Consider the following 23960-nt stretch of genomic DNA (forward strand, 5'->3'; position numbering starts at 1 on the left):
TGCGGGCAGCAGAACACCGACTGGGTCAATTAGCCGGAAATGTCGTTCCCGTGTGGTTCATGTTGTAGAAACACCACTTATATTTCAATGGCTTACAGCCATTCTCTCATTCAAATTGGGCGAAAGATTAGCACACCGTCCATCAAGTTCAAGCCATTCACTCCGGTCGGCTACTCACAATCCAGCAAACAGGCTGCATCCGACTCCGAATATTGAACGTTGTTCCCCGTCAAAAGTGGCCGGCCCGATCATTCGGGCCGGCCACAGCGGAGGCACTGGCTCGTGCAGAGTGAGTGACACGAGCTTTATTGCGGCGACAGCTCTAGTCTGCCTGACGCCGTAAAAATGCCGGAATATCCAGCAAGTCGTCTTGCAATCCAGGCTCTTCCAGGCCATCACCTACCGCACGCTTGCGCTGTACGGTCGGCTTGTCCAGCGTGTGGTAGTTCGGCTCCGAAGACGGCGCCGGTGCCGGTGCCGGGGTCGGCGCGTCGTAACTGCGACGCACAACCCGCATTGGCGTATTTGCTTGCGCCATCTGCTTGCCGAGCCCGGTAGCTACAACCGTTACCCGAATCCGATCTCCCATGTCCGGGTCGATAACCGTGCCTACCACGACCGTCGCATCGTCCGATGCGAATTCCTTGATCGTGTTGCCCACTTCCTGGAATTCACCGATAGACAAATCCATTCCAGCAGTGACGTTAACCAAAATGCCGTTCGCACCGGCCAGATTAATGTCCTCAAGCAGCGGACTGGAAACCGCCATCTCAGCGGCTTCCCGTGCACGATCTTCGCCTGATGACGAACCCGAACCCATCATGGCCATGCCCATCTCCGCCATGACTGTCCGAACATCGGCAAAGTCGACGTTGATCAGACCGGGTCGCGTTATCAATTCGGCGATACCCTGCACAGCACCTTGCAGCACTTCATTTGCAGACCGGAACGCATCCAGCAAGGTCGTCTCGCCACCCAGTACCGACAACAACTTCTCGTTCGGAATGGTGATCAATGAATCAACGTACTTGCCGAGTTCGGCGATACCGTGATCGGCAATCATCATGCGTTTGCCGCCTTCCATGATGAAAGGCTTGGTCACGACGGCCACCGTCAAAATGCCCAGCTCTTTTGCCACCTGCGCGACGATCGGTGCCGCGCCTGTTCCTGTACCACCGCCCATACCGGCAGTGATGAACAGCATGTCAGCACCTTCGATGACTTCGGTAATACGATCACGGTCTTCCATCGCCGCTTGCCTGCCAACGTCCGGGTCAGCACCAGCACCAAGACCCTTGGTGATGTTGCAGCCGATCTGTAAGGCTGTGCGTACACGTGCACTGTTGAGTGCCTGTGCGTCTGTGTTGGCGCAGATAAAATCCACGCCTTCGATACCGGAATTAACCATGTGCGCGACGGCATTGCCGCCGCCACCGCCAACTCCGATGACCTTTATCACTGCGCTCTGGCTATGCGCATCCATTAATTCGAACATGAATCATCCCTCCGCTTAAGGATTTCCTAAACTTTTCAACTCTCACTCTTGCCCATGTCGCGCGCTCATCTGCGCAACGTATTTTTTGTGGTGTATGCCTGAACACGACATCGCCACTAAATCTGTCCCTGGAACCAGGAACGCATGCGCTCCCAAATATCCGCGAGACCACTGCCGACCGGCGTACTGCGTTTGCCGCGTCGTTTCAGGTCTTCGTAGCCGTACAACAACAAGCCAACGCCGGTTGCGTGAATGGGGTTACGCACCACCTCCAGCAGGCCTTCGACATACTGTGGCGAACCCAACCGAACCGGCGTGTGGAACACTTCTTCCGCCAGTTCAACTGCGCCTTCCATCTTCGCGCTGCCGCCGGTAATGATGACGCCCGCTGCGATCAGTTCCTCAAAGCCACTGCGGCGCAACTCATCACGCACGAGCCCGAACAACTCCTCGAAGCGCGGCTCAACGATTTCCGCAAGCGTCTGGCGAGCTAAGCGCCGCGGCGGCCGGTCGCCGACACTGGGCACCTCGATCGTTTCATCCGAATTCGCCAGTTGCGACAGTGCGCAGGCGTACTTGATCTTGATCTCTTCCGCGTATTGCGTGGGCGTGCGCATCGATACAGCGATATCGTTGGTAACCTGGTCACCGGCAATCGGGATCACTGCCGTGTGCTGGATTGCACCGCCAAGAAACACCGCGATATCAGTGGTTCCGCCGCCGATATCGACAAGGCACGCACCCAGTTCTTTCTCATCGTCGGTCAGCACCGCATAACTCGATGCGAGCTGCTCCAGGACGATATCGTCAACCTCCAGCCCACAACGTTGCACACATTTGACGATGTTTTGAGCAGCGCTTTCGGCACCCGTCACCATGTGTACTTTGGCTTCGAGCCGGACGCCCGACATCCCGATCGGTTCGCGTATACCTTCCTGATTATCGATCAGGAATTCCTGCGGCAGGATATGGAGAATTTTCTGATCTGCCGGGATTGCAACAGCGCGGGCCGCGTCGATAACACGATCAACATCGCCGGCACTCACTTCCTTGTCGCGTATCGCGACTATGCCGTGTGAGTTCAGGCTGCGGACATGACTGCCAGCAATGCCTGCGTACACGGAATGAATATCGCAACCCGCCATAAGCTCCGCTTCCTCGACAGCGCGCTGAATGGAGTGCACGGTCGATTCAATATTCACGACCACGCCTTTTTTCAGCCCACGGGAAGGATGCGAACCTATGCCGACCACTTCGATATTGCCGTCCTCCGTCACTTCGCCAACGATGGCGACAACTTTGGACGTACCTATATCGAGTCCTACAATCAGGTTTTTGTCTGCGCGCTTGCTCACTTAATACTGTCCTGTTTCAGAAGTGAGAATTTCATAGCGGTCATTCGCTACGCCCCGCCAGCATTTCCGGCGCCGATTCATTCGGCGCTGATATAGAGTCTGGCGCTTCACCATTCCAACCAATCGTAAAGCCGTTGCTGTACCGCAAATCCACGAAATCGATTTCTTTTGCACGACGTGTAATGACGTCAGCGACGACATCGAGGAACAATTGTGTACGCGTATCCACATCACGTCGGCCCAGCCGAATTTCAATACCGTTCTGCAAAGTCATGTCCCACGCGCCACGCGGATCCAGATGCAGGCGCCGAACGTCAAGCCCCCTGGGTATCAACTGCTCACGTATCTGCAGATAGCGTCTCGCCACGTCGTCCGAACGGCCTTCGGGACCGCTCAATCGCGGCAGCTCTGCCGGAATGTGCCGCGCATCTTCGACGAACAATTCTCCGCGGATATTCAGCAACCCACGTTCACCCCAGCAAGCTGCAGGAACCTGCTCACTGACACTGATCTCCAGCTGCCCAGGCCAGCGACGCACAACGTTCGCGCGATCTATCCAAGGCATGGCCATCAACTGCCCCTGTATGTCGTCGAGATCCGCTGACAAGAACCCGCGACGAAGTTCGGCGCTGATTGTTTCTTCAATCTGCAGTGCACTTACTCGCTGAAACGGGCCATCAATCGTGATTGCCGTGATCGGTCGGTCCAGCAAGTTTGCGCTGAGGCGATAACTCACGGTAATCACCAGCGCTGCCAATACCATTGCGCCGATGCGGGCGAATGGAATGCGCGGCAACTTGAACGCCGGACGTTCAGACTGTTTGCGTCGCTTGGCCTGTTTACGAGCCATGAGTTGCAACCTCCGCACCCTGATTTACTGCATCAACGCTCGTTTCCAGCACTCGCCAGCACAACTCCGCGAAGTCCATGCCAGCTTCTTTGGCAGCCATCGGTACCAGGCTGTGTGAGGTCATGCCGGGGACTGTGTTGACCTCCAGCACTAACGGAACACCGTCTTTTCCGGTCATAAAATCAACCCGACCCCAGCCGCTGCAGCCAAGCTCATTGAAAGCCGCCAATGCCAGGTCCAGGTACTCTTGTTCCTCGGCGACGTCACCGCTGCCCGGACAGGTGTAGCGGGTACGTTCCGATTCGTATTTGGCGCGATAGTCATAAAACACGCGCGGTGTTTCGATACGGATGCTTGGCAGTGCGACACCCTGTAACACAGCAACTGTAATTTCCTGACCGACGATGCAAGTCTCAACTAACGCGTTGGCATCAAAGCTCAGCGCGAGTTTGACTGCTGCTTCCAGCTCGCTCTTTTCAAACACTTTGCTCATGCCGACGCTCGAGCCTTCGCGCGACGGTTTCAGCACCAGGGGATAACCAAATTCATCGGCGGCCAGTCGTGCGTCTTCGACACTTGCGATCACGCGATAGTCCGGCGTTGCTATTCCTGCAGCCCGGAAAATGTGCTTGCTGCGTATCTTGTCCATCGCTATGGCCGATGCCATCACGCCGCTGCCGGTGTACGGCATATCCAGCCATTGCAAAGCACCCTGCAATGCGCCGTCTTCACCGCCTGGGCCGTGCAGAGCAATCCAGACCCGGTCGAAACCAGCCGCCGCAAACTGGCGGAAATCTTTTTTCGCCGGGTCCCAGGCGTGCGCGTCAACACCGCGTGACTGCAATGCTTTGAGCACCGCCCCACCGCTGGCGAGTGATACTTCGCGTTCGCTGGAGAACCCCCCGAGCATCACGGCTACCCGGCCAAAATCGGCCGCGTCACCAATCGCATGACGTTGCTCATGGCAGCTCATGACAGTGCCTCGCCAACGATTCGAACTTCGCAAATCAGCTCGATACCGTGTTGCTCGCGTACGGTATTTCGCACGTGCGTTATAACGGCTTCGATATCCGCGGCCGTTGCGTCATCACGGTTGATAATGAAGTTTGCGTGCTTGTCGGATACTTCGGCCCCGCCCACCCGATAGCCCTTCAACCCGCAGGCTTCGATCAGCCGTGCGGAATGGTCACCGGTCGGATTGCGAAACACTGAGCCACAACTGGGCAAACCAAGAGGCTGTGTTTCTTTGCGCTTGTCCAGCATGGCTTTCATCGCTTCCATGCTCGGCACGACACTGCTATCGAATACGAACGTGCCTTCGATGAACCACTCGTCGGCGGGGCCCTGAACACTCCGATAGCCGATTGAATAGTCATCGCCAGTACGCACGCGCACCGTTCCGGCACGGTCGATCGTGCGCACCGAGCGCACTCGTTCCCAGGTCTCTCCGCCGTGGGCACCGGCATTCATCGCCAGCGCGCCGCCGACGGTACCGGGAATACCGGCGAAAAACTCTGAAGGGCCAAGTCCCCAACGGATGCACTGGCGTGCGAGCAAGGTGCACGGGAGGCTGGCACCGGCTACGACGCTGTCGTCGTCTTGGCGCTCGATGTCCTTGAATATCCCGGCCGTCGCGACAACCGCACCGCGCAAACCGCCGTCACGAACCAGCAAGTTGCTGCCGAGGCCAAACCAGAAAACCGGCGTGTCCGTATCCAGACTCTGCAAGAACACAGCAAGGTCTTCTACGCTCGCGGGCTTGTAGAACAAATCAGCAGGTCCGCCAACACGCAGCGACGTGTGCTTGCTCATGGGCTCGTTGCGCCGCAGTTCGCCGGCGAGTGCAGCGCTGGAGTTCATCGTTGCCATCACGACGCTGCTCCTGCTGCAGGCATGGCTGCCAGCAGGGTCGGCAATCGAGCAGCGTAAGCGCCGACATCGCCTGCGCCCATGGTCAGGACCAGATCGTTATCAAGCAGCAACCCACCGAGCACGGACACCGCTTCGTCGAACGTTTCGACGAATACAGGCTCAACGCCGCCACGCCCGCGAACAGCCCGCGCCATGGCACGGCCATCAGCACCGGCAATCGGGTCCTCACCAGCAGCATAGACCTCGAGCAAAATCAGCACGTCGACGTCGGCCAGCACGCTGGCAAAATCATCAAGCAGGTCGCGGGTACGGCTGTAGCGGTGCGGTTGAAAAACCAGCACAACGCGCCGCTCAGGCCAGCCAGCACGCGCCGCCGCCACGGTTGCGGCGATTTCTGTTGGGTGGTGACCGTAGTCATCCACCAGCATGACGCGACCACGCGGCGTCTGCACTTCACCGTTATTCTGAAAACGCCGGTCTATGCCTTCGAACTGTTGCAACGCTGCGACCAGCGCGTCGTCTTCGATGTCCAGTTCACCCGCTACAGCTACTGCTGCCAACGCGTTCAATACATTGTGCAGGCCGGGCAATTTCAGGCGAATGGCCAGTGCGCCTGCAGTATCACGGCGCACTACTTCAAATTCTGTGTAACCTTCGTTGTAGCGTATGTTCTGCGCACGAATATCCGCTTCGTCGTTGATACCGTAGGTAACAACGGAGCGGCCAACGTTGGCAATGATATTCTGCACGCCCGCATCGTCAGAACACATAACCGCCAGCCCATAGAACGGCAGGTTATGCAGGAAATCTATGAAGCCCTGGTGCAGTCGATCGAGGTCACCTTTGTAGGTCGACATGTGATCGGCATCGATATTGGTTACCACCGCCAGCATCGGTTTCAGGTGAACGAACGATGCGTCGCTTTCATCCGCTTCCGCAACCAAGTATTCGCCCTGCCCCAGTTTCGCATTGGCGTCCGCACTCTTGAGCCTGCCGCCAATGACGAACGTCGGGTCCAGCCCGCCTTGCGCGAGGACGCTGGTCACCAGACTGGTCGTCGTCGTTTTGCCATGCGTTCCGGCGACCGCAATTGCGTAGCGAAAGCGCATCAGTTCCGCGAGCATCTCGGCGCGCGGCACCACTGGCAACAACAGTTCGCGGGCTGCCGATACTTCCGGGTTGCTTTCGTCGACCGCGCTGGAGACGACCACCGCGTCGGCATCCGCCACGTGTTGGCGGTCATGGCCGATAAAGACCGTCGCACCCAAACCTTCGAGTCGCTCTACGGCAGCGTTACGGCGCAAGTCCGAACCCTGAATCTTATAGCCAAGATTGAGCATGACCTCAGCGATGCCTGACATGCCGGAGCCGCCGATGCCGACGAAGTGCACACGATTGATGCGGCGCATGCGTTCGATCATGCCGCACCTCCCGCGAGTTCCAGGCAAACACCGGTGATGGTGCTCAGCGCATCCGGCGCGGCCAGCTTGCGGGCGCGTTCAGCTCGGTCGCGAAGTGCATCACGATCAGTCAGCCACTCGCGCAACGTTGCCGCGAGTCTCGATGCATCCAGGTCGCGCTCCTGCAAAATGCACGCCGCGCCGGCAACAACGAGGCCACTGGCATTGACCGTCTGGTGATCGTCAACGGCTGCCGGGTACGGTACGAAAACGGCAGCCAGACCGGCAGCGGCAACTTCGGCGACCGTCAGCGCTCCGGAGCGACAGACCACGAGGTCGGCCCAACCGTATGCAGCCGCCATGTCCTCTATGAACTCATCAAGCTGAACCTCGACGCCCGCATCGCGGTACGCCGTCGCAGCCATCTCCGCAGTTCGGCTACCCGTTTGATGGCGCACCACTGGTCGGGTTTCTGCCGGCAACAGGCCCAACGCGGCAGGCACAAGCCGGTTGAGGGCCAGCGCACCCTGACTGCCGCCAAGAACCAGCACGCGCAAAGCGCCATCGCGTTCGGCAAACCGTTCTGCGGGCGCCGGCAACGCGGCAATTTCCGCGCGCACCGGATTGCCCACGGTGCGTGCACCAATCGACGCGGAAAAACTGCCCGGGAAGGCTTGCAGCACAACCCGGGCAAGACGCGCCAGAAGTCGGTTGGTAAAGCCGGAAACAGCATTTTGTTCGTGGATCACCAGCGGTCGGCGTAGCAACCAGGCCGCAAGGCCCCCTGGACCGCTGACAAAACCACCCATGCCCAATACAGCCGCCGGTCGATGTCGGGCCACGATCCGCAAAGACTGGGCGAGTGCTCGCAATAAGCGGAACGGCGCTATAAGCATGGCCAGCCGTCCTTTGCCACGCAGTCCCTGCACGCTGACCCACTCGATAGGAATGCCCGCGGCTGGGACGACCCGTGCTTCGATGCCACGGCGAGTCCCCAGCCAGATCACATCGCGCGACTGTTCACGCAATGCGTTGGCAACAGCCAGCGCCGGATAGACATGCCCGCCGGTGCCGCCCGCCATTACCAGTATTGGCCGGAGGTTCATTGACTGCTCCGGGGCGCGCGGCGGCGACGGTTGTTGCTGCTGACACCGGTGTCAGTCGCCAATTCGTGGTGGATACGTAACAGAATCGCAATGCTCGCCATCGTCACGATCAAACTGCTGCGGCCATAGCTGATCAGAGGCAACGTGAGCCCCTTGGTCGGCAGCAAGCCCATGTTGACACCCAGATTGATGAAGGCCTGCAAACCGAGCCACGTGCCAATGCCGATGGCAATGTAAGCCTCGAAGAAGCGTTCCGCATCGGACGCACGCATGGCCAGGCGGCCAACCCGCCACAGAAAGGCTAGGAACACACCGATCAACAGCAACGAACCGAGCAAACCGAATTCTTCAGCGAACACGGCAAATACAAAGTCGGTATGCGCTTCGGGCAAGTAGAAGAGCTTTTGCACGCCGTCACCGAGCCCTACACCGAACCATTCGCCGCGGCCTATCGCGATCAATGACTGGGTCAGCTGGAAACCTGAATTGAACGGGTCGGACCAGGGGTCCATAAAGCCGGTTAAGCGCTTGAGGCGGTACGGTGAAGTCACCGCCAACACAGCCATTGCCGCCACAGCGGCGCCGAAGAACACCAGAAAGTCGCGAATGCGTGCGCCGGCGACGAACAACATCGCAAGCGATGTCGCGAGCAGGACGATAGCCGCGCCAAAGTCAGGTTCCGACAGCAACAAGGCGCAGGCCACACTGAGCAACAACATGGGACGCAGAAAACCAACGAACCCTTCGCGCAGTGATTTGTTCCGACGCACCAGGTAACCGGCGAGGTACAAGATCAGGCATAGCCGCGCTGGCTCGGATACCTGCAGGTTCATGAAACCCACGCGTACCCAGCGGGTACTGCCGTTGACGGTATAACCAACCCCGGGCACCAGCACAAGAATCAGCAACACGAAGGCAAGCAACAACAGCAACGGACCGAGGTTGCGCCACGCTACCAGAGGAATGAACAAACATACGACCGCCGCAACGCCGCCGATAGCAGCAGCAAGCGCCTGTCGCTGCAAATAGTAAAACGGGTTACCCGCCGTCGCGTCCGAAACCGAGACCGACGCAGAAGCAAGGATCACCATGCCACCCAACAACAAGGTCAACGCCAGCGCTAACAACACCGGGTCAATTGTCAGTGGCGTTCGCAACCGGGCGGGGAACGGCATTGATGCGTGCGTAACACTCACGATTGCAACGCCTCCACCGCTACGCAGAACGCCACACCGCGCTGCAGATAATTTGGAAATTGATCGAAGCTCGCGCATGCGGGCGCAAGCAGTACGGTGTCGCCCGCGCGTGCGAGTTCAGCGCAATAGTCCACAGCAGCCGACAACGACTTCGCGTGCGTCACCGGAACCCGACCCGCAAAAGCGCGCTCGATCGGCACAGCGTCTTCACCAATCAACACAAGGGCACGTAAGCGCTCATGAACGGCATCCGCGAGCGCGGCGAAATCGCCACCTTTTCCCTGGCCACCGGCAATGAGCACAACCTTGCCTTCGATCGAATTCACCGATGCGATGGCAGCGGCAACATTGGTCGCTTTAGAGTCATTGATGTAATTGACGTTGTTGCGACAAGCCACAAACTGCATGCGGTGCGGCAGGCCGGTGAAGGTATGCAGGACGTCGAGCATTGCCGGCATGCCAAGCCCCAGAAGATCTCCGGCAGCCAGCGCCGCCAATGCGTTTTCCTGATTGTGACGTCCGACGAGTTTCATACTCGTGACCGGCAACAACGCTTCATCGCCACGTGCCAGCCAGGTTTCGCCGTCAACTTGACGCGTGCCGAAATTTTGCCGGCGCGGTTCATTGAGCGCGAATGAGCGGCAATCCCGGCCACTCACCATGCGTTGACGAGCCTCGTCATCCATCCTGTTGATGACGACGGCATCGGCTTCGCGAAGAATGCGGTACTTCGCTTCGCGGTACTCGTTCTCGTCACGGTGCCAATCAAGATGGTCCGCCGAAATATTAAGCAGCACAGCGACTTTTGCCGGGAGCGACCGGGTGCGCTGCAAATGAAAGCTCGACAACTCCAGCACGTAAATATCGGGCACGTCATGACTCAGCAGGTCGAGTGCAGGTTCGCCAAGGTTGGCACCCGCTAGTACAGCCTTGCCATCGGCTTCGCACATTAGTGCGAGCAACGTTGTGACCGTGCTCTTGCCGTTCGACCCTGTCACCGCTACGAACGGTGCACGAGCAAACTCGACGAACAGCTCGATATCCGAGACAACATCAACCCCGGCCGAACGGGCCGCTTCCAGCAAAGGATCTTTGTCGCTAATACCCGGCGAGACGATGACGCGCTGCACGGTCTGCAGCAGTTCGGTTGGCCGTTCGCCAACGATCACTTCCGCATCCGGCTGCACAGCCGCAAGCTCGTCCAGCCCTGGCGGCGTCGCCCGGGAATCGACATACACAGCCTGACGCTCCTGACGCCGCAGGAACCGCGCAATCGACAGTCCGGTATTTCCCATGCCATAGACAAGGTCCCGTTCCTGAACTGCGGCGTGTGACTGCATTGTGCTCATCGGATTTTCAAACTCGCCAGGCCGATCAACACCAGGATCACCGTAATTATCCAGAAGCGAACGATCACTTTAGGCTCTGCCCAACCCTTCAGCTCGAAGTGGTGGTGCAGCGGTGCCATGCGGAATACGCGTTTACCAGTAAGCTTGAACGAGGCCACCTGAATGATGACCGAGGCGGTTTCGACGACGAAGACGCCGCCCATGATAGCGAGCACAATTTCCTGCCGAACAACGACCGCAACGACACCGAGCGCAGCACCCAGCGACAGTGCACCTATGTCACCCATAAAGACCTGAGCCGGGTACGTGTTGAACCAGAGGAAACCCAGCCCTGCGCCGGCAAGGGCTGTGCAGAACACCAGAATTTCACCGGTGCCGGCAACGTAGGGAATGCCAAGGTACCCGGAGAAATTCACGTTGCCCGTGACATACGCAAAAATACCAAGCGCGCCACCGACCAGCACAGTCGGCATAACTGCCAGACCATCAAGGCCATCAGTGAGGTTCACCGCGTTGCTGAAGCCGACGATGAACACAAACGTTACGCCGATCTGAAGAATTCCCAGCGGAATCCACAGGTCCTTGAAATAGGGGATCAACAACGACGTCGCGATTTCATCCGTCGCCATCATGTAAAGCACGACCGCTGCTATGCCGGCAGCAGCCGATTGCCAGAATAATTTCTTGCCCGCCGACAATCCGGCAGGGTCTTGCAAAATCAGTTTCTTGTAGTCATCGACGTAGCCGATCACACCAAATGCCAGGGTGACGAGCAGCACAACCCAGATGAACGGGTTTTCAAGGTCCGCCCACAACAAGGTACTGACAACGATGGCGGTCAGGATCATCGCCCCACCCATGGTCGGCGTTCCTGCTTTGGGCAAGTGCGTCGCCGGACCGTCGCTGCGTATCGGTTGACCCACCTGATTGCTGCTGAGCTTTGCAATCATGCGCGGACCGATGATGAACGACAGCACGAGTGCGGTGAGCGCGCCCAGAATCGCGCGCAGGGTGAGGTAATTGAAGACCGTGAAGCTGGGTTCAAACTGCGCCAGGTACTTGGTCAGATAGAGCAACATTGTCAGTGTCTCCCCGCTGCTTCTGAATCTGAACGCAGCGCTGCGACCACTCGCTCCATACGCATCGTTCGCGACCCTTTGACAAGTACGTTGGCCACGCCCTTGGTTGACGTCTGCAATTCGGCAATCAGATTCTCGACAGAGTTAAACCAGGCACCGTCGTTGCCGAATGCATCGACCGCGTGCTGCGACAACTCACCGGTTGCGAGCAGGCGCGCAACGCCAGCTTTGCGAATCTCTTCGCCAACGGCGCGATGCATCGCAATTGCATCTGCACCAAGCTCACCCATGTCCCCAAGCACCATCCAACTGACGCCCTCTTGTGCCGCAACGTACTTCGCCGCTGCAACGACACTGGCTGGATTCGCATTGTAGGTATCGTCAAACAGGCGCAGACCGTGCACTCCGGCGACAGGCCGAAGCCGGCCTTCGACCGGTTGCGCCGACTGCAGACCAAGACGAATCTGCTCGGGCGTAAGGCCGGCAGCGTGCGCGACGGCCGCAGCCGCACAGGCGTTCAGGACATTGTGCGCACCGGGCAGCGGCAACTTGATCGCAATGCTGTCGTCCGGCAGCTGCAGGTCAAACGTGGAACCGTTAGCGCCAGACTGCACATTCAGCACCCGGACTGTCGCCGTATCGCTGTAGCCAAAGCTGACAATGGCAAGGTCATCAGCCATCGTTGACCACAGGTCGAAATACGGGTCGTCCGCATTCAGGACAGCCGTAGCCGGTCGCGGATTACCCTGCAAAATTTCGCCTTTTGCGTGCGCAACACCGTCTATCGACCCAAAACCCTCCAGGTGTGCCGGGCCCGCATTGCTGATTACAACAATCGATGGCATCGCAAGAGAGGTGAGGTAAGCAATCTCACCGGCGTGATTAGCGCCCATTTCCAGCACTGCGAAATGGTGCTCCCCGGACAGTCGCAGCAACATCAAAGGTAAACCGATGTCGTTGTTCAAATTACCCTGCGTAGCCAGAGTGCTGGCAACCGGATTCAGGCAACTCGCGATGAGCTCTTTAAGTGTCGTTTTTCCATTGCTGCCGGTAACGCCAATGACCGTTGCCGGCAGTTGAGCCCGCCAGTCGGTGGCAAGTCGGCCCAACGCCATTCGGGCGTTGTCGACTTTGATGCTCGGCAAGGATGTAGCAACATCCGTCTGGACGACAATCCCGGCAGCGCCCGCCTCTTCAGCCTTTGATGCAAATGCCGCGCCGTCAAAATTCGGCCCCTGCAATGCGACAAACAATTCGCCCGACGACAAGCTGCGCGTATCAGTGCTAACGCCGCGGAATACCGCGTCAGCACCGCGCAGGCCTGCCTGAAGTGTGTTTGCGGCCTGCATCAAAGTGCCCTCGATCATGCCGGGCACCTCTGCAGTAAATTTTTGCGCGCGACCTGAAAGTCGGAGAACGGCAAGCGTCGTTCGCCAATAACCTGATAGTTCTCGTGACCTTTGCCAGCGATCAGAATCACGTCTGTCGTCGCCGCATTCGAAATCGCGAATGCAATCGCGGACGCTCGATCTTCGATCGCAACTTCCGCGCCCGACATGCCTTGCTGCGCGTCGCGCATGATTGCAAGCGGGTCTTCTGAACGCGGATTGTCACTGGTCAGAATCGCCTTGTCCGCACAGCGTTCCGCTACTGCACCCATTTGCGGGCGTTTGCCCTTGTCCCTGTCGCCGCCGCATCCGAAAACGCACCACAACTTACCCTGACAATGTGGCGCAAGCGCAGTTAGCGCGGCCTCGAGTGCCGCCGGTGTATGTGCGTAGTCCACGAAGACCGTAGGTAATTCGTTCAATTGTGGCGTGGTGACCAGTTGCAAGCGGCCAGGCGGTGCTTGTACTGCCTGTAAGACATCCAGCGCCTCTGCGAACGGGATACCAGAATTCAGTAACAGCGCGATAGCCTGCAGTGCATTGGCGACATTGAACTGGCCGTAAAGCGGCAACACAAGTTGACCTTCACCCCATGAGCTCGCCACCTGCACGCACGTTCCGTCAGCTTGCGGCAATATTGATTTGGCGAAAACGTATCGGTTCTTACCAGCTTGCGCGGCCACTGAACTCGCAACGACGATTGCATCAGCACCGCAGCGTGCAGCCAGCGTCAGGCCGAATTCACTGTCAATGCAGATAATCTGATGCTGCGGAGAAAACTCGGTAAACAACCGCGCTTTGGTGTCACCGTATGTAGCCATGTCGCCGTGATAATCAATGTGGTCACGACTCAGGTTAGTGAACAGTGCAGCATCAACATGCACACCATTGAGGCGGCCCTGACTCAGGGCATGCGAAGAGACTTCCAGCGCGGCACGCGTTGCACCAGCGTCGCGAAAGTGGGCGAACTGTCGGTGCAACTCAACACAATCCGGTGTTGTCAGTCCGTAGACATCATTAATCTCATCGATGCCCGTCCCCAGCGTGCCTATGTAGGCACAACGTTCGCCGAGCAACTGCCAGCTCTGCGCCAATAACCAGGCTACCGTCGTCTTGCCGTTGGTTCCGGTTATGCCACAAATCTTCATTGCCGCGGACGGTGCTGCGAACCAGCGGTTGGCAAGCTCGCCAACTTTGTCAGCAAGATCCGGTACAACGATTGCCACCACACCCGCCGGTGGTGAAACGGATTCGTCCCCATCCCACACTATCGCAGCGAGATTGGCGGCGAGCTTTTTATCGAGATGGTCCAGCGCATGCGAACGCATACCGCGCACGGCGAGAAACACATCCCCTTTCTGCAAACGACGACTATCGCTGGCGATACCTGTTACCGGTATCGCGGGTGCATCTGCATAGCCCTCGAGAATATCAGCGAGGGTGGGTGCCAATGTGATCGACTGTGCCGGCATGCTCATTGACTCATCGCCTGCATGATGTCGTCGCCCTCTGCGCGTTCCGGCATCGCGTCGGGTGGCACAGCAAGCAAGCGTAGTGATTCGGTCATGACATCAGCGAACACGGGTGCAGCGACGTCGCTGCCGTAGTACAGCTCGCCCTTCGGCTCATCAATAATGACGACTGCCGCAAGCCGCGGGTCACTGGCAGGTGCCAGCCCGGCAAAAATGGAAAGGTAACGATCCTGCGAGTAGCCGCCGGCTGTGAATTTCCAAGCCGTGCCGGTCTTGCCGGCAATGCGGTAGCCGGTAACACTTGCCTTGGTACCTGTACCACCCGGCCGTACAACCTCTTCCATCATGCGGCGCACAGCCAATGCCGTGTCTTCGCTCAGAATGCGCTCACCCGCTGGCGGTTCACTAACCGCAACGAGCGAGACCGGGCGTAAAATACCGCCATTGCCGATCGCAGCGTAGGCGTGAGCAAGCTGCAGCGGCGTCACGGAAAGTCCGTAGCCGTATGCCAGCGTTGCCTGACTGATCGGTCGCCAGTGGTTGAAGTGAGTCAGCAACCCGGCCGACTCGCCGGGAAAGCCGCTGGTCGTCAGCGAACCGAGCCCAAAACGCGTCATGGTCTGCCACAACTGATCCGGTTCCAGTGACATCGCGACCTTGGTAACGCCAACGTTACTGGAGCGCGCCAGCACCGTGGTCAAACTTACCCGACCAAGATTGCGCCGATCCTCAATGCGCTTGGCGCCGACAACTACGTAGCCCGGCGACGTGTCGATAAGGCTGTTCGCGCGGTATTCGCCACTTTCCAGCGCCGCAGAAATAATCAGCGGTTTGATACTGGAACCCGGCTCAAAAATATCGGTGATCGCACGATTGCGGTAGCGTTCCGCAGAGTACTGTGAGCGGTCATTGGGGTTGTACGACGGCTGATTTGCCATCGCCAGTACTTCGCCGGTTTGCACGTCCAGAATAACGATCGAACCGGAATTTGCCTTGAACTCACGAATCGCGCTCTTCAGCGAACGGTAGGCAAGATACTGCAAACGCAGGTCAATACTCGTACGCAGGTCTTTACCGGGGCTCGGCGGCCGAATGCTTTCGACGTTTTCAACAGAACGACCCAGGCGATCTTTCAGTACGCGCTTCGAACCAGACTCACCACCTAACCAGTGATTGAACTCCAGCTCCAGTCCTTCCTGACCGTCGTCATCGACACTCGTGAAGCCGAGCAAGTGCCCTGCGACTTCACCCGCCGGGTAATAGCGACGATATTCACGAATGACGTTGACACCGGGCAGTTTCAGCGCGAGCACACGGTGCGCCTGCTCCGGGCTCAGGTGCCGTTTCAGGTACAAGAATTCCTTGTTCATGCTGCGCGTGATGCGGCGCATCAACAACTGCGAATCCATGTCCAGCGCGCTCGCCAGTTGTGGCACCTGATCTACAGCAACCGCCAGTTCCTGAGGATTCGCCCAAATGCTGTCCACCGGCGTGCTGATAGCCAGCGCTTCACCATTGCGATCCATGATGGCGCCGCGGTGTGCCGTGATTCGTTCGGTCCGCAGATGCCGCGAGTCCGCCTGTTCGTTCAGGAATTCCTTATTGAACACCTGCAAATGGACAGCGCGCGCAACCAGCGAACCGGCCGCCAGCATAAAAAACGAGCCAACCAGTATCGTCCTGCCAACGAAACGTCGGGCAGTTTGTTGTTTGGTTTCTGCGCCGCGACTCATTGGCGTTCGATAACGTAAATTTCAGCGGTCTTCGGTCTCAGCAACGACAACTCGTCAGCTGCAACCTGCTCTATGCGCGCGTGCGTAGCCCAGGTGCTCTGTTCGATTTGTAGCTGCCCCCATTCGATATTGAGCTCATCACGTTCCGTCGTCAGCTTCTCGAGCTCCACGAATTCACTGCGCGCTTCGTGCTTCGTATAGACGAGCGCCACCGCAGACATCACGCAAATAATGGCGAATACCAGCGTTAGCAAAATGGGTGGGCGTGAAGGCGTACCGGCCATCAGATGCGCTCCGCAATCCTTAAGCGCGCGCTGCGAGCCCGCACGTTTGCCGCTATCTCTGCATCGGTAGCTTTGATGGCTTTGCCGATAGTGCACATTGGCGGTCGAAACTCTTCAGGTATTGTCGGCATTCCCCGGTACTGCTCAGGCTCGCGCGACATGTCACGAAAGAAACGCTTGACCCGGCGATCTTCCAGCGAATGAAAACTGATAATGCAGGCGCGACCACCGGTGTTCAGAACCCCGGGTATCGCTGACAGCGCGCTATCGAGCTGCCCGAGCTCGTTATTAACCGCTATGCGCAGTGCCTGAAACGTCTTGGTCGCAGGATGTCTGCGCTGGCCGCGCTGCGGCACGCAAGCTTCAACCACGGCAGCCAACTCGCTCGTTCGGGTCATTGGCGTCGCCTTGTTCACGCGCAGCACTTCGCTCGCAATACGCGGCGCGAAACGCTCTTCACCAAATTCCCACAGAACTGCTCTCAAGGTTTTTTCATCCACTTTTGCCAGCCACTCTGCTGCACTTTTTCCACTGGTCGGGTCCATGCGCATATCCAGTGGTCCGTCGTTGCGAAAACTGAAGCCGCGCTCCGCGTCATCCAGTTGCGGGGACGAGACACCGAGATCGAGTAGCAACCCGTCCACCTGGCCCAGGATTCCGTTTTCGCGTGCGATTTTTTCAAGGTCTGCAAGGTCGCCCTTCACCATTGTGAAACGCGGATCGGTGGCAAACGCTTTCGCGGCGCTAACTGCCTGCGGATCACGATCGATTGCCAGCAGTCGTCCATCCGGTCCGAGTTGTTGCAAAATTTCGCGGCTATGACCGCCGCGTCCAAACGTGCCATCGACATAACTGCCATTGCGCTGAATGTTCAGCCCGTCAAGAACCGGGACCAGCAACACTGGTACGTGCGCAGCCTGACCGTCAGTCACGGCACTAAGCTCCGTTACAACGACAGAGATTCGAGTTCGGCAGGCAGCACACCATCGTCATCCTCGCGCAGCCATTCATCCCGCTTCTCGTTCCAGGTTGCTTCATCCCACAGTTCGAATTTATTGCCCTGGCCAATCAACATTGCGGTTCGCTCAAGACTCGCGAAGTCCCGCAACTCTCGCGACACCAGGATGCGGCCACTGCCGTCCAACTCCAGCTCGGTCGCGTAGCCGACCATCAGGCGCTGCAATCGCCGCGCTTTTTCGTTCAGACTAGGCAAGCGCATGAGCTTGCGCTCGATGTCTTCCCAGTCCTGCAAGGGGTAAATGAGCACGCAATGATCCCGGTCTACAGTGGCAACCAACTGTCCATCGCAACGCGCAGCAATCCGTTCCCGGTACCGGGTCGGAATGGCGAGACGCCCTTTGGCGTCGAGCGTTACTTTGGTTGCTCCACGAAACACGGTGATATTTTTGGCGACCAGGCCGACCCAAATACGGGCCGGTGACCCACCTTCTCCCACTTTTCTCCACTTTTCGACACTATATTGAGGGCTCTCATCAGCGTCAACAAAGCTTGGAATTAATTCTTGTTCTACAGGGACTTAGCGGCTATTCGGTGGCCTTGGCGGGGCAAATTGTGGCAGGTAATAAGGGCTGTAAATCAAGCGCTTAAGGCTCGTTCCTCGATAATACTTAAGCAGAATGTCGGCGACAGGAGACATAACATTGTTTCACGGGTTTGCAGGCGAGCCCGCGCATGGCGCCCCGGACTTACCGTAGAATACACCATAACTTAATGTTTTATAAGGATTTTATACAGAAGTGCAGCAAAGCAGGAGTCGGCCGTAAGCCGGGTTCTGTCGAGGGCAACCATTCATCTGGGACAGCCGTCACCGACTGCCTCAAGCAACCTACCCGGGAGTCCGCTCGGAACCGGCGGCGCCGGCACGAAGCCGGCCTACTCCCCTATTTGGTCTTGCTCCCGACGGGGTTTACCTAGCCGCGGCGTGTTGCCACCCGCGCGGTGCGCTCTTACCGCACCTTTTCACCCTTACCGGCACCGAAGTGCTTAGGCGGTTGTTTTCTGTGGCACTTTCCATGGGCTCGCGCCCTCCAGGCGTTACCTGGCGTCGTGTCCGAAGGAGCCCGGACTTTCCTCGACGAGCTGGGCTCGCCGCGATTGCCTGGCCGGCTCCTGCCTTGCTGCGCCGCGAATCATACTGTATTTCGCGCACCTCAGGACGGCTCTTTGGGGGCCTCGTTGCGGGTCAGTTCCAGGAGCCGCTGGTAGACCGCATTGCGCCGCTGGCCGCTCGCCCCAGCGACAATTTCGGCCGCCTGGCGAGGCGGCATCAAAGGCGCCAACCGCCGTAACAGCATGTCTGTATCAAGCCGGCTGGGTTCAGCGGACTCCGGCGCGCCGGCAACGACGATAACAAACTCCCCCTTGGCGGGAATCGTGCCCTCGGCAAGCTGCTGCACAAGATCGCCCAGTGGCGCCAATACGCACTGCTCGTGCATTTTGCTAAGTTCGCGACCTATAAATGCGTCGCGGCCCGGACCCAGAATTTCGAGCATATCCGCGATCGTCGCTGAAATCCGGTGCACGGCCTCGTAGAACACCAGCGTCCGCTCTTCAGTCTGCAGGGCGGTCAGGCGCGCCTTGCGCCCGCTGCTCTTGGCCGGCAAAAAGCCCTCGAAACAAAACCGGTCGGTTGCCAGTCCGGCGACCGACAAGGCAGCAATCAATGCACTGGGGCCCGGTATCGGGCAAACCGTCTTGCCGGCGTCGTGCGCCGCACGGAGCAAACGGTAGCCGGGGTCACTGATAAGTGGCGTCCCGGCATCGCTGACCAAAGCAACCGAGCGGCCTTCGCCGAGCGCCTCAATTATGCGTTCGCTGGCAACGGCTTCGTTGTGTTCATGCAATGCGACCTGGGTCGCCTGGATGCCGAAATGCGATAGCAATCGACCAGTTCGGCGGGTATCCTCAGACGCGACGAGTTCGACCTCGCGCAAAATCTGGCGCGCGCGGGGCGACAGGTCTTCAAGGTTGCCGATGGGCGTCGCAACCACAAACAAGGTACCGTCAGTCAATCTTAAAATTCCTGCTGATGTGCGGCTTTCGCCGGTATTATTGGCCGATTGCAAATTCCATACTGCGGGCTGTCATTCCTCCCGCGCTTAAGCAAGCTACCGACGTTATGAGTAACAGAGTACACAAATCCAGTCGCTTGCTGCTGTTGTTGCTAACCAGCGCCTTTGTTCTTGGTGCTTGCGCAACCGGCGGCCTGCCCGGCAATACCGCCGAAGGTCGTGCCGAGCGCATGGCCGAGAACGGCAATCACGAAGACGCAGCGGGGCAATACATTGGCCTTGCGGCGTCGGCGGCAGGCGACGAACGGCAACGCCTGACCCTGCTTGCTGTCGAGCAATGGCTGGAAGCCGGCGACGGACGCCGCGCCCGCAATGCGCTGCGGCGCATTGAAGCACCGGCCGGTGGCGAACTGCTATGGCTCTGGAGCAGCGACGCGGCCGCGTTGGCCTTGTGGGAAGGTCGCCCGGATGACGCACTCGCGCTGCTTGAACCGCTGTCGCGCCAACCCCTGCCTGAAGCACGGCGCTTGCGCGTTGAAGCATTGCACGCCGATGCCTGGTTCCAGAAAGGCGACCCGATCAGGGCGATTAATCTGTACCAGCAACGCGAGACCTGGCTCAGAGACTCAGCCGCCATCCAGCGCAACCGCGAACGCCTCTGGGCGGGACTGCTGGTTAGTCGACCGCGCAATTTGCGTGCAGCAATAGAGCTCACTAACGACCCGGAAATGCGTGGTTGGCTGACGCTCGGTGCACTGGCCACGTCCACCGGCCAACAAGGTGTGGGCTGGGGCAACGGGGTGCGCCGCTGGCAAGAAGACTATGCCAGTCACCCGGCCATGAAACTGCTCGAAACCCTGGATCTGCCGGCCATGGACCAGCTCGGCTATCCCGCTCAGATCGCCCTGCTATTGCCTTTGAGCGGCGATAACGCGAGCGCCGGACGTGCTGTGCAAAATGGCTTTCTGGGCGCCTACTTCGCAGCGATAGGCGAGCTGGGCAATGACCAGCAAGTCCGGGTTTACGACTCCGCTGGCGGCCCGCTAGCCGCCTATCAACGCGCCGTAGCGGATGGCGCCGAGTTCGTGGTCGGCCCCTTACTGCGCAACGGAGTAACCGCGGTTGCAACGGGGGGACTACTGCCCGTTCCCGTTCTGACCCTGAATTACCTGCCCGACAATTTGCTGGCGCCACCTAGTCTCTATCAATTCGCACTGGACCCTGAAGACGAAGCAGTCTCTGCTGCGGAACGAGCCTTAAGCGACGGCCATCGGCGCGCACTTGCACTGGTGCCGCGCAACGACTGGGGTCGGCGGCTGCTGGAAAGTTTTGGTTCGGCGTTCGAGTCCGGCGGCGGTGTATTACTGCAGGGCCGTGATTACGAACCGGACAAACAGGACTTCGCTTACGAAATCGAAAACCTGATGCTGTTGTCGCAAAGCCATCAGCGCTACGAACGCTTGCGAGCAAACATTGGCGGGCCACTGCAGTATGACCCGCGACGCCGACAAGACGCCGAGTTTATTTTCCTGGCGGCAACGGCGCCGGCTGGCCGCTTGCTCAAGTCGCAGCTCAAATTTCACTACGCCGGCGATCTTCCAATCTATTCCACCTCGCGCATCTTCGCCATGGACGGCCGTTCAAATGCCGACCTCAACGGCTTGATGTTTGCCGATACGCCCTGGTTAATATCGCCGCAACCGTGGATAGCGGAACTGCCCGCTTTGTATAACGAATACTTGCCAAACGAACGCCGTATGGGTCGACTGCACGCACTCGGCTACGACGCGTGGCAACTGGTAGGCGCACTGTTCAATGCGCGTCTTGACGGCATGCCGGAAATCGACGGTGCCAGCGGACGCCTGTACCTGGACGAAAACGGTCGCGTGCACAGGCGCCTGGCCTGGGCCCGCTTTGAACGGGGCGAGCCGGTCGCTATTCCGCTCTACGGTGGACTGGATCGCGGCCTTGATCAGTCCGACGAGCTGCCACGGCTGACAGACCCTGAGGACGAGGAAAGCCGAATCGATCGTGGACCCGGTAGCTAACGCTACCTGTGCCACTGCCCGCACACCTCAAGCGCGGCGCAGAAGCGGAAAATTACGCACTGCGTTGGTTGCAGAAGCGCAAACTTCGGTGCCTCGCACGCAACGTTCGCAGTCGGTTTGGCGAAATTGATCTGGTGATGGAAGATTCCCAGACTGTTGTTTTTGTCGAGGTTCGCTACCGTAGTGCAAATAACCGGTTGAGCGCTGCAGAAAGCGTCGATTACCGCAAACAGCACAAACTGGCGCTCACGGCGTCGTGGTACCTTGCCCGCAACCCGCCGCTGCAGCATCGTCCGGTTCGTTTTGACGTAGTGGCGATTGACGGTCGGTCTGCTGACCGTTCCGCGTTACAATGGGTTAAAGACGCCTTCAGACCCGGAGCATAGACTAGGTATGGACCTGCAAGCACGCGTTCGCGAACACTTCGCAGAAAGCATTCGAACCAAACAAGTGGCTGAAAGCGAGCTGATAGAACCCGTCACTCGCGCCGGCCAGCTCATGAGTCAATCCCTGCTGAACGAGGGCAAGATTCTGAGTTGCGGCAACGGCGGCTCTGCTGGTGATGCTCAGCACTTTTCTTCCGAACTATTGAACCGCTTTGAAATGGAGCGGCCGGGTTTGCCGGCGATGGCGTTAACGACAGATTCGTCCACATTGACATCAATCGCCAACGACTATAGTTACACCGATATTTTTTCCAAGCAGGTGCGCGCGCTCGGCAGACCGGCGGACGTACTGCTGGCTATCTCCACCTCGGGGAACTCCGAGAACGTCTGCCGCGCAATTGATGCTGCCCACGAACGCGGCATGAGCGTTGTTGCCTTAAGTGGACGCGATGGTGGGCGTATGGCGGCGCTAATTGGCACTCAGGATGTTGAAATTCGAGTACCGGCCGAACGCACTGCGCGTATTCAGGAAGTCCACCTGCTGATTATCCATTGCCTGTGCGATGTTATTGACACTACTTTGCTCGGTAGTGGCTGAACACTCAGGGAAAAGCCCAGCAGGCTCGAACGGTCGGGCTTATTTGACCACCGTCAGGTGTGAACGACTGCCCTTCGGAACTTCTTTTTGTTCCGGATCGGGATCCGGCTCCGGTGGTTCGGGCTGATCAGCACCGTGTGAGAAAATCATGCCCTGACCGGTTTCTTTCGCGTAAATCCCCAATACCGCCCCAACCGGGACCCAAACATCGAAAGGCACCCCTGAAAAGCGCGCCCGGAAACTGACGGCATCGTTGGATAGCTTGAGATTGTGGGCAGCCGAATGACTGATATTGAGGATGATCTTGCCATCCTTGATGTGCTCGGTCGGCACCATCACGCCTTCGACACCAGCGTCGACAACAATATGGGGCGTATTGCCGTTATCCCCCATCCATTCGTGCATTGCACGGATGAGGTACGGTCTCTTCGAGCGGCTCGGGTGGCTCAATCTCTGCACTCCTGACCCGGCGCAAATGGCAGCATCGTCTCGCAGCCAGACGACGCCCGGACCGGCCAGGTCAACGAATCAATTCCAATTGTGGCACCGGACAACAATACCATTCAGGTAAGGCGCACGTCAGTCGCAGACGCGACACGCCAGGAGGCGCGTCGTTACATCCGCATTTCCTGTTCCAGCTCTGTCAGGCTGTCCTGAAAGGAGGGCCGCTCAAACACGCGCTTCATGTATTCCTCAATCGGCGCAGCCTGTGACCCAAGATCGATGCCATAGATCGGGAGCCGCCACAAGACTGGCGCAATGCTGCAGTCAACCAGCGAAAAATCTTCGCTCAGGAAATAGGTTCCGGCGGCAAATAAGTCAACACTGGCCAGTATGCTTTCGCGCAGCAGTTTCTTTGACTTGGCGCCAAGCTTGCGCTCGCCGTCGGCTTCAAATTGCTCAGCCAACTGGTACCAGTCTGTCTCGATGCGAAACAGCGCCAACCGAAATTGAGCGCGCGTCACCGGGTCCACGGGCATCAAGGGCGGATGCGGAAATCGCTCGTCCAGATACTCGATAATCACCCGCGAGTCGTACAGCACCAGGTCGCGATCAACCAGAGTCGGTACGGTGTGATACGGGTTCAGGTCCATAAGATCTTCTGGAAGATCCGGGCCGTCTACATTGGCGATATCAATGTTGATGTTTTTTTCCGCAAGCACGAGGCGCGTGCGATGGCTGTGAATGCACGTTGGCTTTGAAAACAGCGTCATCACGGATCGTCGATTGGCAATTACTGCCATAGCGTAGTCCCCTTGGACCTTAGAATAGAGAAAATTGAAGCTGGCGCGACGCCAGAAGGCGTCGCGCCAATGG

General features: G+C 58.4%; 22 protein-coding genes and 1 other RNA gene. 3 read left to right on the forward strand and 20 right to left on the reverse strand.

Annotation, left to right across the window (positions count from 1 at the left end; all coding sequences use genetic code 11):
* Positions 1-322 precede the first annotated feature (322 nt).
* The 18 genes from ftsZ to rsmI all read right to left on the reverse strand — a co-directional run bounded on the left by ftsZ (position 323) and on the right by rsmI (position 19611).
* A complete protein-coding gene (ftsZ, locus tag AC0L8N_RS04950) occupies positions 323-1495 on the reverse strand; it encodes a cell division protein FtsZ (protein WP_473666463.1) in 1173 nt (390 codons plus the stop codon).
* A 116-nt stretch (positions 1496-1611) separates the two neighbouring features.
* Positions 1612-2850 (reverse strand): cell division protein FtsA, encoded by a 1239-nt coding sequence (gene ftsA, locus AC0L8N_RS04955; protein ID WP_473666464.1) that lies wholly within the window; start codon positions 2848-2850, stop codon positions 1612-1614.
* A 40-nt stretch (positions 2851-2890) separates the two neighbouring features.
* Positions 2891-3700, reverse strand: a complete 810-nt coding sequence (locus tag AC0L8N_RS04960) for a cell division protein FtsQ/DivIB (protein WP_473666465.1) — start codon at positions 3698-3700, stop codon at positions 2891-2893.
* A complete protein-coding gene (locus tag AC0L8N_RS04965) occupies positions 3690-4673 on the reverse strand; it encodes a D-alanine--D-alanine ligase (protein WP_473666466.1) in 984 nt (327 codons plus the stop codon). The genes AC0L8N_RS04960 and AC0L8N_RS04965 overlap by 11 nt, the downstream gene beginning before the upstream one ends.
* Complete coding sequence (murB, locus tag AC0L8N_RS04970; protein ID WP_473666467.1) at positions 4670-5569, reverse strand: UDP-N-acetylmuramate dehydrogenase; 900 nt, start codon at positions 5567-5569, stop codon at positions 4670-4672. The genes AC0L8N_RS04965 and murB overlap by 4 nt, the downstream gene beginning before the upstream one ends.
* The gene (gene murC / locus AC0L8N_RS04975; protein ID WP_473666468.1) at positions 5569-6993 is read right to left on the reverse strand and encodes a UDP-N-acetylmuramate--L-alanine ligase; all 1425 of its coding nucleotides are present in this window, start codon (positions 6991-6993) and stop codon (positions 5569-5571) included. The genes murB and murC overlap by 1 nt, the downstream gene beginning before the upstream one ends.
* The gene (gene murG, locus AC0L8N_RS04980; protein WP_473666469.1) at positions 6990-8078 is read right to left on the reverse strand and encodes an undecaprenyldiphospho-muramoylpentapeptide beta-N-acetylglucosaminyltransferase; all 1089 of its coding nucleotides are present in this window, start codon (positions 8076-8078) and stop codon (positions 6990-6992) included. The genes murC and murG overlap by 4 nt, the downstream gene beginning before the upstream one ends.
* Positions 8075-9253 carry a putative lipid II flippase FtsW gene (gene ftsW / locus AC0L8N_RS04985; protein WP_473670041.1) on the reverse strand — a complete coding sequence of 393 codons (1179 nt, stop codon included), beginning with the start codon at positions 9251-9253 and terminating at the stop codon, positions 8075-8077. Before ftsW ends, murG begins: the two co-directional genes overlap by 4 nt.
* Before the next feature lie 17 nt (positions 9254-9270).
* On the reverse strand, positions 9271-10614 hold the full coding sequence (gene murD, locus AC0L8N_RS04990; RefSeq protein ID WP_473666470.1) for a UDP-N-acetylmuramoyl-L-alanine--D-glutamate ligase: 1344 nt from the start codon (positions 10612-10614) through the stop codon (positions 9271-9273).
* Positions 10615-10619: 5 nt separating this feature from the next.
* The gene (gene mraY, locus AC0L8N_RS04995) at positions 10620-11702 is read right to left on the reverse strand and encodes a phospho-N-acetylmuramoyl-pentapeptide-transferase (RefSeq protein WP_473666472.1); all 1083 of its coding nucleotides are present in this window, start codon (positions 11700-11702) and stop codon (positions 10620-10622) included.
* Between the two features lie 2 nt (positions 11703-11704).
* A complete protein-coding gene (locus tag AC0L8N_RS05000) occupies positions 11705-13069 on the reverse strand; it encodes a UDP-N-acetylmuramoyl-tripeptide--D-alanyl-D-alanine ligase (RefSeq protein WP_473666473.1) in 1365 nt (454 codons plus the stop codon).
* Positions 13066-14568, reverse strand: a complete 1503-nt coding sequence (locus tag AC0L8N_RS05005; protein ID WP_473666474.1) for a UDP-N-acetylmuramoyl-L-alanyl-D-glutamate--2,6-diaminopimelate ligase — start codon at positions 14566-14568, stop codon at positions 13066-13068. Before AC0L8N_RS05005 ends, AC0L8N_RS05000 begins: the two co-directional genes overlap by 4 nt.
* On the reverse strand, positions 14565-16295 hold the full coding sequence (locus tag AC0L8N_RS05010) for a peptidoglycan D,D-transpeptidase FtsI family protein (RefSeq protein ID WP_473666475.1): 1731 nt from the start codon (positions 16293-16295) through the stop codon (positions 14565-14567). The genes AC0L8N_RS05005 and AC0L8N_RS05010 overlap by 4 nt, the downstream gene beginning before the upstream one ends.
* A complete protein-coding gene (gene ftsL / locus AC0L8N_RS05015) occupies positions 16292-16579 on the reverse strand; it encodes a cell division protein FtsL (protein WP_473666476.1) in 288 nt (95 codons plus the stop codon). The genes AC0L8N_RS05010 and ftsL overlap by 4 nt, the downstream gene beginning before the upstream one ends.
* The gene (rsmH, locus tag AC0L8N_RS05020; protein ID WP_473666477.1) at positions 16579-17511 is read right to left on the reverse strand and encodes a 16S rRNA (cytosine(1402)-N(4))-methyltransferase RsmH; all 933 of its coding nucleotides are present in this window, start codon (positions 17509-17511) and stop codon (positions 16579-16581) included. The genes ftsL and rsmH overlap by 1 nt, the downstream gene beginning before the upstream one ends.
* A 14-nt stretch (positions 17512-17525) precedes the next feature.
* On the reverse strand, positions 17526-17975 hold the full coding sequence (gene mraZ / locus AC0L8N_RS05025; protein ID WP_068619422.1) for a division/cell wall cluster transcriptional repressor MraZ: 450 nt from the start codon (positions 17973-17975) through the stop codon (positions 17526-17528).
* 370 nt (positions 17976-18345) lie between these two features.
* Positions 18346-18710: RNase P RNA component class A (rnpB, locus tag AC0L8N_RS05030), an RNA gene on the reverse strand.
* Positions 18711-18750: 40 nt separating this feature from the next.
* Complete coding sequence (gene rsmI, locus AC0L8N_RS05035) at positions 18751-19611, reverse strand: 16S rRNA (cytidine(1402)-2'-O)-methyltransferase (RefSeq protein ID WP_473666478.1); 861 nt, start codon at positions 19609-19611, stop codon at positions 18751-18753.
* 107 nt (positions 19612-19718) lie between these two features.
* Here rsmI and AC0L8N_RS05040 point away from each other — a divergent pair, with 107 nt between their 5' ends.
* From AC0L8N_RS05040 to AC0L8N_RS05050, 3 genes are read left to right on the forward strand one after another with little or no spacing between them, the layout of a single operon-like run.
* Positions 19719-21659 (forward strand): penicillin-binding protein activator, encoded by a 1941-nt coding sequence (locus tag AC0L8N_RS05040; RefSeq protein ID WP_473666479.1) that lies wholly within the window; start codon positions 19719-19721, stop codon positions 21657-21659.
* 8 nt (positions 21660-21667) lie between these two features.
* Positions 21668-22045, forward strand: coding sequence for a YraN family protein (locus tag AC0L8N_RS05045; RefSeq protein ID WP_473666480.1), 378 nt, complete (start codon positions 21668-21670; stop codon positions 22043-22045).
* A gap of 7 nt (positions 22046-22052) precedes the next feature.
* Entirely contained in the window at positions 22053-22643 is a 591-nt protein-coding gene (locus tag AC0L8N_RS05050; protein ID WP_473666481.1) for a phosphoheptose isomerase, read from the forward strand.
* Between the two features lie 39 nt (positions 22644-22682).
* On the opposite strand, the gene AC0L8N_RS05055 is transcribed toward AC0L8N_RS05050, so the two are convergent.
* Both AC0L8N_RS05055 and AC0L8N_RS05060 read right to left on the reverse strand, forming a co-directional pair.
* A complete protein-coding gene (locus tag AC0L8N_RS05055; RefSeq protein ID WP_473666482.1) occupies positions 22683-23093 on the reverse strand; it encodes a ClpXP protease specificity-enhancing factor in 411 nt (136 codons plus the stop codon).
* A 164-nt stretch (positions 23094-23257) separates the two neighbouring features.
* Positions 23258-23887, reverse strand: coding sequence for a glutathione S-transferase N-terminal domain-containing protein (locus tag AC0L8N_RS05060; protein WP_473666483.1), 630 nt, complete (start codon positions 23885-23887; stop codon positions 23258-23260).
* Between the last annotated feature and the right edge of the window lie 73 nt (positions 23888-23960).

The sequence above is a fragment of the Woeseia sp. D3-10 genome, from assembly GCF_055809415.1.

Coding starts and splice junctions, on each gene's coding strand:
- murD (WP_473666470.1), bottom strand. CDS start 10,614: ATGCAGTCACACGCCGCAGTTCAGGAACGGGACCTTGTCTATGGCATG.
- AC0L8N_RS04960 (WP_473666465.1), bottom strand. CDS start 3,700: ATGGCTCGTAAACAGGCCAAGCGACGCAAACAGTCTGAACGTCCGGCG.
- mraY (WP_473666472.1), bottom strand. CDS start 11,702: ATGTTGCTCTATCTGACCAAGTACCTGGCGCAGTTTGAACCCAGCTTC.
- AC0L8N_RS05040 (WP_473666479.1), top strand. CDS start 19,719: ATGAGTAACAGAGTACACAAATCCAGTCGCTTGCTGCTGTTGTTGCTA.
- AC0L8N_RS05000 (WP_473666473.1), bottom strand. CDS start 13,069: ATGATCGAGGGCACTTTGATGCAGGCCGCAAACACACTTCAGGCAGGC.
- AC0L8N_RS05005 (WP_473666474.1), bottom strand. CDS start 14,568: ATGAGCATGCCGGCACAGTCGATCACATTGGCACCCACCCTCGCTGAT.
- murG (WP_473666469.1), bottom strand. CDS start 8,078: ATGAACCTCCGGCCAATACTGGTAATGGCGGGCGGCACCGGCGGGCAT.
- murB (WP_473666467.1), bottom strand. CDS start 5,569: ATGGCAACGATGAACTCCAGCGCTGCACTCGCCGGCGAACTGCGGCGC.
- ftsZ (WP_473666463.1), bottom strand. CDS start 1,495: ATGTTCGAATTAATGGATGCGCATAGCCAGAGCGCAGTGATAAAGGTC.
- ftsW (WP_473670041.1), bottom strand. CDS start 9,253: ATGCCGTTCCCCGCCCGGTTGCGAACGCCACTGACAATTGACCCGGTG.
- murC (WP_473666468.1), bottom strand. CDS start 6,993: ATGATCGAACGCATGCGCCGCATCAATCGTGTGCACTTCGTCGGCATC.
- AC0L8N_RS04965 (WP_473666466.1), bottom strand. CDS start 4,673: ATGAGCTGCCATGAGCAACGTCATGCGATTGGTGACGCGGCCGATTTT.
- AC0L8N_RS05060 (WP_473666483.1), bottom strand. CDS start 23,887: ATGGCAGTAATTGCCAATCGACGATCCGTGATGACGCTGTTTTCAAAG.
- AC0L8N_RS05010 (WP_473666475.1), bottom strand. CDS start 16,295: ATGAGTCGCGGCGCAGAAACCAAACAACAAACTGCCCGACGTTTCGTT.
- AC0L8N_RS05050 (WP_473666481.1), top strand. CDS start 22,053: ATGGACCTGCAAGCACGCGTTCGCGAACACTTCGCAGAAAGCATTCGA.
- ftsL (WP_473666476.1), bottom strand. CDS start 16,579: ATGGCCGGTACGCCTTCACGCCCACCCATTTTGCTAACGCTGGTATTC.